Genomic DNA, 13,116 nt, shown 5'->3' with positions numbered 1-13,116 from the left:
CAATGCAAAAGTGGATCATAACACTGGGTCTGTCGGTCGCCGTTGCCGCGTGTACACGTGAAGCGGGGTACGAAGCTGACCAAGGCGCCTTTGGCAACGCAACTCTAAACAACGTTCAGGTCATGAACGGTGAGCTGACATACGCACAAATCCTGGGCCAGCGGTTTGCCGCAGAAGTGCCAACGCAGATCAATTTTGCGTTTAACAGTTCTCAGCTGGACGCTCAGGCGCAGCGGGTCTTGTTGCGGCAAGCGGCATGGATCAAGCAGTTCCCCGAAGCACGGTTCCGCGTTTACGGCCATACCGATGCCGTTGGCTCAACCGGGTATAACCAGTCGCTTGGGCAACGTCGTGCAAACGCAGCCGTTGCATTCCTGACGCAGCAAGGGATCTCGCGGTCGCGTTTGGAAGCTGTAGTTTCCTTCGGGAAAACGCGGCCTCTGATCGACACTCCGAACCGAGATCGCCGCAACAGGCGCACGGTCACCGAAGTGTCGGGCTTTTTGGATCGCAATCCGCTGGTTCTGGATGGCAAATACGCCGAAATCGTGTACCGCGAATACGTCGAAAGCGCCACGAGGGAAAGCTACATCCAGCGCGACGATGCTGGCGGCAGTGATGAATAATCCATAAGAAATGGGCGGCATCGTCGCCCATTTCCCTACAATTGGTTCTTTTGCGCCAAAATCTTGCCTAAGTTCCAAGCCATCTTTTCAACAATTAGGTGAAGTGCGGCCCGAATTGGCCGCGACCGGGCAACAGCGAACTGAACCGAACCAGACATGTTCGGGCAGTGAGCAGGCCCAGACGACGAGGATTGTGTGAATGACAAGCGCCAAAACGCATGATGACGGAACTGCCATTCTGGCCTGCACGATCAGCCGTGACGTCCAAAATTTTGATCTTCTGATCGAGGACATGGAAACCATTTTGGGCGAACGCTGGGGCGACCTTGGCTTCGCCGAAGCCCTGGCTTTTTTCAGCCAACCTGAGGCGGAAAGCCTTGAATTCGTTGCGCTTGCCATTGACGGAGAAGATGAGGACAACCTTTCTCTGATGGGCGAGATCATCTCGCAGGCCAAAGAGAAAAAGATCAAGATCGTACTGATCGCCGAAGACGTCACACCTGCATCTCTGCACCAACTACTTCGCAAGGGCGCGGACGAGTTTGTCCCCTACCCTCTTCCCGAGGGAGAGCTGCAGGAAGCCATCGAGCGCATGAACAAACCTGAGCCGGTAGCAGCGACTGCGGTTGCGACAGCTCCTGCCGCTCACGGTGATTCGAAGGAAGGCGCGCTGTTTGTGGTCCATGGGCTGGCAGGCGGTGTGGGATCAACGACTATGGCGGTCAATCTCGCCTGGGAGCTGGCAACTGCGTCAGACAAAGAGGCACCTTCTGTGTGCGTCATCGATCTGGATCTGCAATACGGCAGCGTGTCGACCTATCTGGACCTTCCCCGACGCGAAACCATATTTGAGATGCTGTCGGACACAAACTCGATGGACGACGATGTCTTCTCGCAGGCCCTACAAACCTATGAGGAAAAGCTTGAGGTCCTGACTGCACCGTCCGATATGGTTCCGTTGGACCTGATCACACCCGAAGACATCGAGCGCGTCATCGAAATAGCCCGCAGGAAATTCGACTACGTGGTTGTCGATATGCCGACAACCCTTGTTCATTGGTCGGAAACGGTTCTTCAGGCTGCACATGTGTACTTTGCCATGATCGAGCTGGATATGCGATCCGCTCAGAACGCGCTGCGGTTGAAACGCGCCCTTCAGGCCGAGGAACTGCCGTTCAACAAGCTCCGGTTCGCTCTGAACCGAGCCCCGAAATTCACTGACTTGAATGGCAAAGGCCGGGTCAAGCGAATGGGCGAAAGCCTGGGCATTTCAATTGACCTGCAATTGCCAGATGGTGGCAAACCCGTCATGCAAAGCGGTGATCACGGATTGCCGCTGGCCAAATCCGCCGCCAAAAACCCGCTGCGTCGGGAAATCGCAAAACTTGCAAAATCGCTTCACAGTTTGGGCAGCAGCAGCGCCGAGGCCGCGTAACCGTATTTCAGAGGGGTAGTCGCCGTGTTTTCAAGATACAAGAAGCAGCCAGCAGCGCAGCCGGTCGAGGCTGCTCCTACGCCTGAGGCTGCGGCACAAACGCCTGCTCCGAAAAAAGCATCCACTGAAAACGCCGTCGCCCGTCGCCCAATCCAAAAAAAGGCCGCTGAACCGGTCGCTTCGGACCGGGATCGCAAGCGCAAAGAGCGCCTGGGTGAAATCAAGATCGAGATGCACCGGGAACTGCTGGAAAACCTGAATCTTGCGGCACTTGAAAAGGCCGGAGAATCTGAACTTCGTGCAGAAATCAGCGCAATCTCGAGCGAAATCCTTGAATCTCGTGATATCGTTCTGAACCGCGAAGACCGGTCGCAGTTAAACAAGGAACTGTATGACGAAGTCACTGGTCTGGGGCCCCTTGAGACGCTGCTTCAAGACGACAGCGTCAACGACATCTTGGTAAACGGCCCTCAGCAGATTTTTGTCGAGCGGCACGGCAAGCTAGAAATCAGCGACGTCACGTTCAAGGACGAAAAGCACCTGATGCGGATCATCGACAAGATCGTATCCGCCGTGGGTCGTCGGGTCGATGAATCCAACCCTTATGTCGACGCCCGCCTAGCTGACGGGTCGCGTTTCAACGCAATGGTGCCACCTATCGCCGTTGACGGGTCGCTTGTTTCCATTCGTAAGTTCAAAAAAGACAAGCTGGCCATCGACGATCTGGTCAATTTCGGCGCATTTACCGAAGAAATGGCCGCCTATTTGCAGGCAGCTGTTTCAACGCGTCTGAATATCATCGTCTCGGGCGGTACAGGCTCGGGCAAAACGACGACGCTGAATGCCTTGTCCAGCTTTATTGATGACGCCGAACGCATCCTGACCATCGAGGATACGGCGGAACTTCAGCTGCAACAGACCCATGTGGGACGGATGGAAAGCCGCCCCCCTAACGTCGAAGGCAAAGGCGAAGTCAGCCCGCGCGACTGTCTTAAAAACGCTCTTCGTATGCGTCCTGACCGCATCATCGTTGGCGAGACGCGTGGCGCCGAGGTGATCGACATGCTGCAGGCTATGAACACCGGCCACGACGGTTCGATGACCACGATCCACGCCAACTCGGCCCGTGACGGGATTTCGCGTCTCGAAAACATGATCGCAATGGCCGGAATCGAGATGCCTCTCAAAGCGGTCCGCAGCCAAATCTCATCAGCTGTGAACCTGATCGTTCAGGCCAGCCGCTTGCAGGACGGCTCGCGTCGGATGACCTCGATCACCGAGATTACAGGGATGGAAGGTGACGTGATTTCGATGCAGGAAATTTTCAAGTTTCAACGCGTTGGTCTAACGCCGGACAACAAAATCATTGGCCATTTCACCGCGACCGGTGTGCGCAGCCACTATTCCGAACGCTTCCGCTTGTGGGGCTTTGATCTGCCTCCATCCATCTACGAACCTACGACCGTCTAAGGAGATCCGGATATGCAACTGCCCGTAGAGGCTCTTATCTATGTTGTGATCTTCGTCGGAGTTCTTCTCCTGGTCGAGGGCATCTATCTTGTGGCATTTGGCAAGTCCATCAGCCTGAACAGCCGCGTGAACCGGCGTCTGGATATGCTTGAGAAAGGCGTCGGACGCGAGCAGGTCCTGGAACAGCTGCGCAAGGAAATGCAGCAGCATATGAAAACCCAGAGCATCCCGCTCTATTCGCTGTTGGCCGACAAGGCGCAAAAGGCCGCAATCGCCTTTTCGCCACGCCAGTTGGTTATGATCATGGTGCTGGTTTCAGGCTTTGCTTATGTTGGGTTAAGTATCGGGACGGCCACGGATACCGTATTGCGGATTGCGCTTTCGATTGGGATCGGTGTCGGGGGTGTCTATGCTTGGGTGAACCACAAAGCCTCGAAACGTATGGGCCTGATGGAGGAACAACTACCCGACGCCGTTGAACTGATGGTTCGTTCTCTTCGCGTTGGTAACCCATTTGTCTCAACAATTCAGATTGTTGCGAGCGAAGTACAGGATCCGCTTGGAACGGAATTTGGTATCATCGCTGACGAATGCGCCTATGGCCGTGACGTGGGTGAAGCCCTAAAGGACATGGCAGAACGTCTGGGGATGCAAGATTTGCGCTTTTTGTCTGTTGCTGTCGGAATCCAACAACAGGCAGGCGGTAACCTGGCGGAAATTTTGGCGGGCTTGGCCCAAGTTATCCGTGCTCGATTTCGCCTGTTCCGGCGCGTTAAGGCGATCACTGCCGAAGCTAAATGGTCCGGCAAGTTTCTGTCTGGCTTCCCCCTTTTCTGCCTGTTGTTCATTCTGGTGAAAGATCCGGGCTACTATGACGAGGTTGTTGACCACGAGTGGTTCATTCCGATGTGCTTCTTTGTAGGCATCATGCTGACACTGAACCTGATCGTAATGCGCATTCTTACGAACATCAAAGTCTGAGGGCTTGAGTATGGAATTTCTGACCCAAATCAATGAAGTCCTGACCGAGCATTTGGGGCCGTTCGGACCACTTATTGTGGTTGGTGTTCTGGGGTTGTTTATGATTCTGGTGGCCGTGCCACTGATGTTGAACCAACCAGAGGACCCTCTCAAGAAACTGCAACGTTCAAATGCAGCGCCCAAGGAAGGCAAGAAAGGCAACAAGGACAAACTGCGACAAGCCAGTCGCAACGAGCAGCTTCAGAAATTTGCGAACTTCCTGGAACCACAGAATCAGGAAGAGCTGTCCGCGATGGAACTCAAGCTGCGCCAGGCGGGGTATCAATCCAAGGACGCGGTGCGCTTTTTCCACTTTGCCCAATTTGCCCTTGGTTTGGTCGGGGTCGCGATTGGTGTTCTGTTGGTCACGGTTTTCTCCGGTGGCCAAGAATTCACACCGACTCAAACGGCCACCCGCGTCTTGATCCCGGCATGTGCGTTCTACTTCCTCCCCCGCTATTGGATCACGCGACGCGTTGCCGAGCGAGAAGAAGCCATCGTCGCAGGGTTTCCCGATACTCTGGACCTGATGCTGGTCTGCGTGGAAGCCGGTCAGTCGCTGGATCAGGCAATCGTTCGGGTCGCGGCTGAGATGAAAGTCTCTTACCCGGATATCGCCCTAGAGTTCGAAGTCGTCGCGCACGAACTGAAGGCAGGTAAGGACAGGGACAGCGTTCTCAGAGACTTTGGCACACGTTGCGGTGTTCAGGACGTCAGCTCGTTCGTGACTGTTATGATCCAGTCGGCCACATTTGGTACATCAATAGCCGAAGCCCTGCGGGTTTATGCCGGTGAAATGCGTGACAAACGAGTGATGCGCGCCGAAGAGGCAGCGAATAAGTTGCCAACCAAAATGACACTTGCCACAATGATACTGACGGTGCCGCCGTTGCTGGTCATTCTGGTCGGCCCCTCGGCAAAAGGCATCGCGGACTTTGCAAACAGTGGATCCGGTGGATAACGTCCCGATGAATTCAAATTTCAGGTGTATCCGGTTTAGGCTACGCCGCACGTTTCAGGCCACCTTGGTTCTTGCCATGGTGGCCTCTTGTACAGAAACAGGCCTTTCGAACGATCTGGATGCTCCTGGCATCGACCCTAAGGCCGAAGCTGTTGATCCGGTTACAGTCGGAAACCGGCTGATGGCATCGGGCGAATATGAGCTGGCGCTGACATCCTTTTCTCGTGCCGCGCTGGATCAGGGGATGACAACGGAACTCCTGACCTCAATGGGGACTGCGAACCTGGGTCTCAGGCGTTTAGGGCAGGCAGAGGAACTGCTGCGCCGCGCAATTGAGGATGAGCCTGACTGGCCTATCGCGTGGAACAATCTTGGTGTTGTGCTGATGGAAAAGGCCGAATACCCCGAGGCAGAACAGATGTTCCGGCGCGCCTTTGCTTTGGACAATGGCGAAAGTGACGCAATCTTGGACAATCTACGCTTAGCACTCGCAAAAATGGAAAATCCTGTTAATACTACCCCGGAAAAACAAGAATATACACTGGAGCAGCAAGGCGACGGGCAATTCAAGCTGCGCAAGCTCCCGTAACATTGGCAAGAGCAGTAAGGGACGCAAAAAATGCGCCAGCAATTCTTGATTCCAACGATGGTAATCTGCGGGATGGTCCTGTCCGCCTGCGAAAAAGAAACCGAGGAAGAAAAGGTCGAACGCACCTATCAGGAGGTGGACGTCATTGACGAAACCAACCTGAGCGAGGTTCTTCTGACCGCGGCTGACCCGAACGAGGCTGTGACCTATTTCAAAGGTGCTGCTGCAAAAAACCCCGGCCGGATCGACCTGCAACGGGGCCTCGCGATTTCTCTTACGCGCGCCAAACGCACGACCGAGGCCGCTTCGGCGTGGAAAAAAGTGACAACCATGAAGGGCGCGAGCAACGTCGACCGGGTCGAATACGCCGCGGCATCGGTCCGCGCAGGTGACTGGTCGACCGCCAAGTCGACGCTGGATTCTGTTCCTCCAACCTATGAGACATTCCAACGTTACCGCCTTGAGGCGGTCGTTGCAGACTCTCGCAAAGACTGGAAACGCGCAGATCACTTTTACGAAACAGCCGTCGGTCTGACCACGCGCCCTGGCAGCGTTATGAACAACTGGGGCTACTCCAAGCTGTCACGCGGTGACTACGCGGATGCGGAAAGGCTGTTTTCTGAAGCTATCCGTCAGGACAAATCGCTGTTCACAGCCAAGAACAACCTTGTGCTGGCCCGGGCCGCGCAGGGCAACTATAACATGCCGGTTGTTCCTCTGACACAGGTTGAGCGGGCCATGTTACTGAATACAATGGGCATTTCTGCAATCAAGCAAGGCGACATCACAACGGCCAAGAACCTGTTCCGCGAAGCCATTGCAACCCACCCGCAGCACTATGAGGAAGCCGTTCGATCGCTTCGCGCGCTTGAAGAGGCCTGATTCATGAATATCCCTGCGACGGCAGCCGCATGGTTTTTGCCATTTGTGTTGCCGATCTGCTTGTACGTAGCCTTCACTGATCTGCGTAGCATGTTGATCAAAAATCACGCCGTGATCGCTTTGGTCGCGATTTTTGCTGTTGTCGGATTGATTGTGCTGCCACCTTGGTCCACCGAGTGGACGACCGGCGGCGTTGGTCCGATTGCCCTGACGCTGCCGCCCTATCTATGGCAATTGCTGCACATCTTTGTCGTTCTGTTTTTTGGCATCCTCCTCAACGCGGCTGGGGTTATGGGCGCAGGTGATGCCAAGTTTCTAGCGGCCGCCTCGGCCTTTGTCTGGGCCGGTGACTATCTGCTTATGACGCTGATCGCCACTTGTGCCATGCTTGGTGCATATGTGACACATCGGCTGGCCAAACACACGCGCCTTAGGGCAATTGCCCCGGACTGGGAAAGCTGGGATCGGGGCAAGAAATTCCCGATGGGTTTTCCGTTGGGGGCCAGCCTGGCGATCTATCTGATTCTCGGTACTGTTTCCGGCTCATAAACTATCATCAGTCCGCCTTTTCAGTGCCTTGGTGCTGACACAAACCAGGTTAAGATTTTAGGCAAGTGGCCCGTGTGGGGCTTTTGGCGTGATTAGTGGATAGACGGGCAACGCTCATGAATATGCAGACGACCTCGGTTATGGCCCCCCCTGCCCCTAAGGGTATGGCCGAAATGAAACTGCCCATCGTGATGATGCGGGACATTCTGCTTAAGACGATATTCCGAAAGAACGTGGATACGGTCACGGAAATCGCGGAAGCGGTCTGTTTGCCAGGTGCGGTCACGCAAGAACTTGTGGACATTGCCCGCGAACAAAAGCTGCTCGAAGCGACCGGCACACTGAACGCCAACAGTGGCAACGAGATGGGCTATCAGCTTACCGATGCCGGCAAAGCCCGCGCTCTGGACGCGCTGAGCCAATCTGAGTACTTCGGCGCCATGCCGGTTCCGCTGGACGTCTACCGGGAACAGGTCAAGCGTCAGTCTATCCGAAATATTCAAGTGACCCGCGATCAGCTAACGGGCGCCATGGGGCATCTGGTTCTGCCCAACAGCCTGCTGGACCATCTGGGCCCCGCGGTCAGCGCTGGCAGATCCATTCTGATGTATGGCCCTCCGGGAAACGGTAAGTCCTCAATCTCGAACGGTATTCGCGACGCGTTAGGGGACAACGTCTATGTACCTCGTGCCATCGAGTATGCCGGTCAGGTCATCACCGTTTATGACCCGATCGTCCACACTGCGATCGAGCAGGAAGCAGATGACCCCAACAGTCTCCGCCGCCGCAAACGGTTCGACACACGCTATGTTCAATGCGAACGCCCGACCGTTGTAACGGGCGGTGAACTGTCGCTTTCCATGCTGGATTTGGTCTACAACCCGACTGCACGCACCTATCAGGCGCCGCTTCAACTGAAATCAACCGGCGGCATCTTTATCGTGGACGACCTTGGTCGTCAGCAGGAACCGCCACAAGCGCTGGTCAACCGTTGGATTGTTCCTCTGGAAGAGAACAAGGATATTCTTGGCCTCCAATCAGGCGAAAAATTCGAGGTTCCCTTTGACACATTGGTCATCTTCTCGACCAACTTCCACCCGAACGAGATCTTCGACCAAGCGGCCCTGCGCCGGATCTTCTTCAAGATCAAGATCGGTGGTCCGGTTCAAGAAGACTTCCTGAAAATTTTCGCAATGGTGGCGCGAAAACGCGGCATGCCGCTGGATGAATCCGCTCTGGTGCATTTGCTGAAGGTCAAATACCCGACCATCAACAACGTCTACGCCAACTATCAGCCGATCTTCCTGATCGACCAGATGATCTCGATCTGCGAGTTCGAGGGCATCCCCTATCAGATGAGCCCCGACCTGATTGACAGGGCCTGGGCCAACATGTTCGTTAAAGACGAGACTATCGTAAAATAACGCCGTGCCATTTCCGGGACAGGCCGGGTAGTCTGCGTTCATGACGCAGATTCCCGCCCGGATCACGGCTTGGTTTGACACCAAAGGCTGGTCCATCCACCCACATCAGCAAGAGATGTTTGACCGGGCTGCGGACCCGGCCACTTTGCTCATTGCGCCAACCGGCGGTGGCAAGACGATGGCCGGTTTCCTGCCGACGCTGGCCGAACTGGCGGAAAATGATCACCCCGGCCTGCATACGCTCTATGTTTCGCCGCTCAAAGCGTTGGCCGCCGACATTCGCCGCAACCTGCGCGGCCCGGCGGATGAAATCGGTCTGCCCATTCGCATTGAAGACCGAACAGGCGATACCACGGCCACGCAAAAGAAACGGCAGCGCGTGGACCCTCCACATATCCTGCTGACCACGCCTGAAAGCCTGGCTTTGCTGACCTCTTACGAGGATGCGCCAAGGATGTTTGCAGGGGTACAGCGCGTGATCGTGGACGAGATTCACGCCCTGGCAGAAAGCAAACGTGGCGATCAGTTGATGTTGGCGCTGGCCCGTTTGCAAAGCTTGTGCCTTGACCTGCGACGCGTCGGCCTGTCGGCCACAGTCGAAGACCCAAAAGCCATCGCACAGTTTCTGGCCCGTAACCCTGATCCATGTCAGATCATTCAGGCAGACCCCGGCCCCGATCCCGACATCCGAATGCTTGAGACGCAAGAGATGCCGCCCTGGTCCGGTGGAGGGGCGGCCTATTCGATCCCTGCGGTGCTGGATCAGATCAAACAACACAAAACCACGCTTATCTTTCACAACACCCGCGCGCAGGCCGAAATATTCTTTCACAACATTTGGCTTGCCAATGATGACGGGCTGCCCATTGGCATTCACCACGGCAGCCTAGATCGGCAACAGCGCGAACGGGTCGAGGCTGCGATGGTCCGCGGTGACCTACGCGCCATTGTTTGCACCGGCAGTCTGGATCTGGGCATCGACTGGGGCGATGTGGATCTGGTGATCCAGATTGGCGCGCCCAAGAACGTCAAGCGTCTGGTGCAGCGGATTGGTCGTGCCAACCACCGCTACAACGCCCCGTCCAAAGCCCTTTTGGTGCCAGCGAACCGGTTCGAAGTGGTCGAGTGCGTCGCCGCATTGGAGGCTGCAAAGGCGCATGATCTGGATGGCGAACCGCGCGGACGGGGCCCAAGGGACGTGTTGTGCCAGCATATGCTCATCGCCGCTGCGGCGGGCCCGTTCGATGCAGACGCCCTGTTCACCGAAATGACAACAGCAGGGCCATTTTCTGACCTCAGCCGCGCTGAGTTCGACGCCTGTTTGGATTTCTGTGCAACCGGTGGCTATGCGCTGCGCGCCTATGATCGCTGGCAGCGGCTGTTGCAGCGCCCCGACGGCCAATGGCAGCTAAGAGACCCGCGGGCTGCACAGCGTATTCGCATGAATCTGGGCACGATACAGGACACTGACACGCTGAAAGTCCGCCTAAAGCGCAATCGTGGGGGCAAACCGCTGGGTGAGGTCGAGGAGGCATTTGCAGCCTCTCTGACGCCCGGAGATACCTTCCTGATAGGCGGGCAGATCGTCCGCTATGAGGGGCTGCGAGAAATGGTGGTCGAGGTCAGCCGTCGGGCCGACAAGAAACCCAAGATCGCCACGTTCTCGGGTACAAAGTTCGCGACCTCGACCCAACTCAGCGATCGTATCCTGCGCATGTTCGCTCAAACCGACTGGCCGCAATTGCCTGCACACACAGCCGAGTGGCTTGCCCTGCAGCGAGATATGTCCCGATTGCCGCAGCGTGATCGCTTGCTGATCGAGAGTTTCCCCAATGATGGCCGTGAACATCTTTGTGTTTACGGCTTTGCCGGTCGCAATGCCCAGCAAACCCTTGGCCTTTTGTTGACCAAACGGATGGAGGAAACCGGGCTTGCCCCGCTTGGTTTCGTTTCCACCGACTATGCGACGCTGATTTGGGGCTTGGACGCAGTGACCGACCCGCGCCCTCTGTTCCAACTGGACGAATTGCGTGACGGGCTTGAGACATGGCTGGCGGGCAACGCTGTCATGAAACGCACTTTTCGCGCCTCTGCCACAATCGCAGGCCTGATCGAACGCAATACAGGCGGGCAACGCAAGAGCGGGCGTCAGGCTACGTTTTCGTCGGACATCCTTTACGACACGTTGCTTAAATATGACCCCGACCACCTGCTGATGCAGATCACCCGCGAGGAAGCAATGCGCGGCCTGGTCGATTTTGGGCGTATCGAGGCGATGATCGAACGCATTGGCGACCGGATCGATCTGGTTCGGCTTGATCGGGTCTCTCCGCTTGCTGCTCCGTTGTTTCTGGAGGTTGGCAAGGTACCAGTCAAAGGTGCCGCCGAAGAACGCCTGTTGGCCGAGGAAAGCGCCCGGTTGCTACAGGCTGCGGGACTGGACACGAAGTAAATCAGGTTGCGCCAGAGGTCAAAACAGGCAAAGAACGTACCATGAACGATTTGGCGTTTTCCTTTGTTGATCAAGACCTGCGCGCTCTGGGAACTGGTGCGTTGTGGTGGCCAAGCCGGAACCTGCTATGCGTCAGCGATCTGCATCTTGGCAAATCCGAACGTATGGCGCGACGCGGTGGTCCCTCACTTCCGCCTTATGACAGTCAGGACACCCTGACCAGGCTGGCCGTAGACATCGACAGAACCGGCGCGCAAACTGTCATCTGTCTGGGCGATAGCTTTGACGATCTGGATGCGTTGACTGCATTGGGCACCACCGAGAAGCTTTCGTTGACGGCCCTTCAGGCAGGCCGACAATGGATTTGGATCGAAGGAAACCACGACCCGGGCCCAATAGATCTGTGCGGAACACATCTGGCTGAATACACGGTGGGTCCGCTGGTTTTCCGACATATCGCCCTACTTGGTGCGCAAGGTGAAGTCTCGGGTCACTACCATCCCAAAACCCGCATCAGGGCACGCGGTCGGACGATCACACGCCCGGCGTTTTTGCTGGACAATGCACGGCTTATCCTACCGGCCTATGGCACCTATACAGGCGGGCTGCGAAGTTCCGAGAAGGTTCTAAGTGACTTGATGAGCGACCGGGCAATGGCCATCCTGACCGGCCCTCATCCGCAAATCATCCCAATGCCGCGCTAAGATCATATCAGCCCATCATCCTCGAGCTTCGGCTTGTACTTCCGGCTGACTGGTATCAGGTCACCATTCACCAGCTTCAAGTAAATTCTGTCGGCTACTTTCTCAGTGGCTGCAACTGCTTCATCCACGACCCAGTGAGAGCGGTGCGCACAGTGCCCGCGCAAGGGCTCCATTTCCCCAACCGCATCAGAGAGCCGTAACCGGATCGCAAAGATGCCCTCAGATGTGACCACATCCACATAGTGATTGCGCGAGCTCAGGCGATAAATCTGCCCCTGAAAAGACGCAGGCAACCGTCGCGCAAGCCGCGGTGCCGGGGATGATAGTGGTGCGCTTTTGGGTTCCGCTCGGCTGGTCAGTATTAGGCCAGCAGTAAACAAGGCGCTGTATCCTATAACCTGCGGGATGCCGGGTGCAGAGTGGCCCCCAATGGAAAACAGAACCACGCCCAGCAACCAAAGGGACGGGATAAACAACAGCAGAACAAACAGGGCGATTGCCAGGTCACGCACCGGCAGGTTCAGAACAGTCCCGGTTTCGCGGATCAGTTTTCGGGCCATCCAGGTCGACGTCACAGCGATGCCCATCACCCCGAACCAAAATAAGAAGCATATGACAAATGGCAAATCAGACATCTGGAATGGCGGAAAAGCGTAAGCCAGCATAGGAAGGAAGAACGCTCCGGCCACCACACGTTGTGGGCTGCACAGGCTTAAGATGGGTCTTAGCTTTGAAGTCATACCATATCAAAAACCACTTTCAGGGGCCCAGCCAAAAGCCCCGGAAAGCTAACATTCACACACTGTAAACGGCTGGGATATCCCGGCTACCACGCGCCATTCAGACATTCAAACCTTAAAGGGGGGAAATTTAGCCCGTTGACATCATGGTAAAATTTGGCGCTTGGACAATTTACCGGTGCGTTAAGGCGCATTTTTTGCGCCCTAACGAAACAGGTCAGGCTGTGAGGCCTTCTGGTTCTGGCAGTTTGTTTGCGCGGCAGG

The 13,116-nt window shown here is 56.0% G+C and carries 12 protein-coding genes; 11 read left to right on the top strand and 1 reads right to left on the bottom strand.

Going from position 1 to position 13,116, the window contains the following annotated elements; translation table 11 throughout:
- Positions 1-2: 2 nt before the first annotated feature.
- The 11 genes from AC2FI9_RS12865 to pdeM all read left to right on the top strand — a co-directional run bounded on the left by AC2FI9_RS12865 (position 3) and on the right by pdeM (position 12,112).
- Positions 3-626, top strand: coding sequence for an OmpA family protein (locus tag AC2FI9_RS12865; RefSeq protein ID WP_496725982.1), 624 nt, complete (start codon positions 3-5; stop codon positions 624-626).
- Between the two features lie 199 nt (positions 627-825).
- Complete coding sequence (locus AC2FI9_RS12860) at positions 826-2,061, top strand: CpaE/TadZ family protein (protein WP_496725981.1); 1,236 nt, start codon at positions 826-828, stop codon at positions 2,059-2,061.
- Between the two features lie 24 nt (positions 2,062-2,085).
- Positions 2,086-3,531 carry a TadA family conjugal transfer-associated ATPase gene (locus AC2FI9_RS12855; protein WP_496725980.1) on the top strand — a complete coding sequence of 482 codons (1,446 nt, stop codon included), beginning with the start codon at positions 2,086-2,088 and terminating at the stop codon, positions 3,529-3,531.
- Between the two features lie 12 nt (positions 3,532-3,543).
- Positions 3,544-4,512, top strand: coding sequence for a type II secretion system F family protein (locus AC2FI9_RS12850; protein WP_496725979.1), 969 nt, complete (start codon positions 3,544-3,546; stop codon positions 4,510-4,512).
- Between the two features lie 10 nt (positions 4,513-4,522).
- Entirely contained in the window at positions 4,523-5,512 is a 990-nt protein-coding gene (locus AC2FI9_RS12845) for a type II secretion system F family protein (RefSeq protein ID WP_496725978.1), read from the top strand.
- Positions 5,513-5,519: 7 nt separating this feature from the next.
- Positions 5,520-6,101 carry a tetratricopeptide repeat protein gene (locus AC2FI9_RS12840; RefSeq protein WP_496740612.1) on the top strand — a complete coding sequence of 194 codons (582 nt, stop codon included), beginning with the start codon at positions 5,520-5,522 and terminating at the stop codon, positions 6,099-6,101.
- 30 nt (positions 6,102-6,131) lie between these two features.
- Positions 6,132-6,983 (top strand): tetratricopeptide repeat protein, encoded by an 852-nt coding sequence (locus AC2FI9_RS12835; RefSeq protein ID WP_496725976.1) that lies wholly within the window; start codon positions 6,132-6,134, stop codon positions 6,981-6,983.
- Between the two features lie 3 nt (positions 6,984-6,986).
- Positions 6,987-7,532 carry a prepilin peptidase gene (locus tag AC2FI9_RS12830; RefSeq protein ID WP_496740614.1) on the top strand — a complete coding sequence of 182 codons (546 nt, stop codon included), beginning with the start codon at positions 6,987-6,989 and terminating at the stop codon, positions 7,530-7,532.
- A 116-nt stretch (positions 7,533-7,648) separates the two neighbouring features.
- On the top strand, positions 7,649-8,956 hold the full coding sequence (locus AC2FI9_RS12825; RefSeq protein ID WP_496725974.1) for a DUF8689 domain-containing protein: 1,308 nt from the start codon (positions 7,649-7,651) through the stop codon (positions 8,954-8,956).
- Positions 8,957-8,996: 40 nt separating this feature from the next.
- Positions 8,997-11,408 carry a ligase-associated DNA damage response DEXH box helicase gene (locus AC2FI9_RS12820; RefSeq protein WP_496768118.1) on the top strand — a complete coding sequence of 804 codons (2,412 nt, stop codon included), beginning with the start codon at positions 8,997-8,999 and terminating at the stop codon, positions 11,406-11,408.
- Positions 11,409-11,449: 41 nt separating this feature from the next.
- Positions 11,450-12,112 carry a ligase-associated DNA damage response endonuclease PdeM gene (pdeM, locus tag AC2FI9_RS12815; RefSeq protein ID WP_496768116.1) on the top strand — a complete coding sequence of 221 codons (663 nt, stop codon included), beginning with the start codon at positions 11,450-11,452 and terminating at the stop codon, positions 12,110-12,112.
- A 2-nt stretch (positions 12,113-12,114) separates the two neighbouring features.
- Here pdeM and AC2FI9_RS12810 read toward each other — a convergent pair whose 3' ends face one another.
- On the bottom strand, positions 12,115-12,699 hold the full coding sequence (locus AC2FI9_RS12810; protein ID WP_496768115.1) for a LytTR family DNA-binding domain-containing protein: 585 nt from the start codon (positions 12,697-12,699) through the stop codon (positions 12,115-12,117).
- Positions 12,700-13,116: the final 417 nt, after the last annotated feature.

The organism is Ruegeria sp. CDSA246, from assembly GCF_059611225.1.
This window is presented reverse-complemented; position numbering and strand designations above follow the sequence as displayed.

Bases quoted from the DNA above. Each gene is read 5' to 3' on its own strand.
- AC2FI9_RS12865 (WP_496725982.1), top strand. From the start codon at position 3: ATGCAAAAGTGGATCATAACACTGGGTCTGTCGGTCGCCGTTGCCGCG.
- AC2FI9_RS12860 (WP_496725981.1), top strand. From the start codon at position 826: ATGACAAGCGCCAAAACGCATGATGACGGAACTGCCATTCTGGCCTGC.
- AC2FI9_RS12850 (WP_496725979.1), top strand. From the start codon at position 3,544: ATGCAACTGCCCGTAGAGGCTCTTATCTATGTTGTGATCTTCGTCGGA.
- AC2FI9_RS12845 (WP_496725978.1), top strand. From the start codon at position 4,523: ATGGAATTTCTGACCCAAATCAATGAAGTCCTGACCGAGCATTTGGGG.
- AC2FI9_RS12840 (WP_496740612.1), top strand. From the start codon at position 5,520: ATGAATTCAAATTTCAGGTGTATCCGGTTTAGGCTACGCCGCACGTTT.
- AC2FI9_RS12835 (WP_496725976.1), top strand. From the start codon at position 6,132: ATGCGCCAGCAATTCTTGATTCCAACGATGGTAATCTGCGGGATGGTC.
- AC2FI9_RS12830 (WP_496740614.1), top strand. From the start codon at position 6,987: ATGAATATCCCTGCGACGGCAGCCGCATGGTTTTTGCCATTTGTGTTG.
- AC2FI9_RS12825 (WP_496725974.1), top strand. From the start codon at position 7,649: ATGAATATGCAGACGACCTCGGTTATGGCCCCCCCTGCCCCTAAGGGT.
- AC2FI9_RS12820 (WP_496768118.1), top strand. From the start codon at position 8,997: ATGACGCAGATTCCCGCCCGGATCACGGCTTGGTTTGACACCAAAGGC.
- pdeM (WP_496768116.1), top strand. From the start codon at position 11,450: ATGAACGATTTGGCGTTTTCCTTTGTTGATCAAGACCTGCGCGCTCTG.
- AC2FI9_RS12810 (WP_496768115.1), bottom strand. From the start codon at position 12,699: ATGGGCATCGCTGTGACGTCGACCTGGATGGCCCGAAAACTGATCCGC.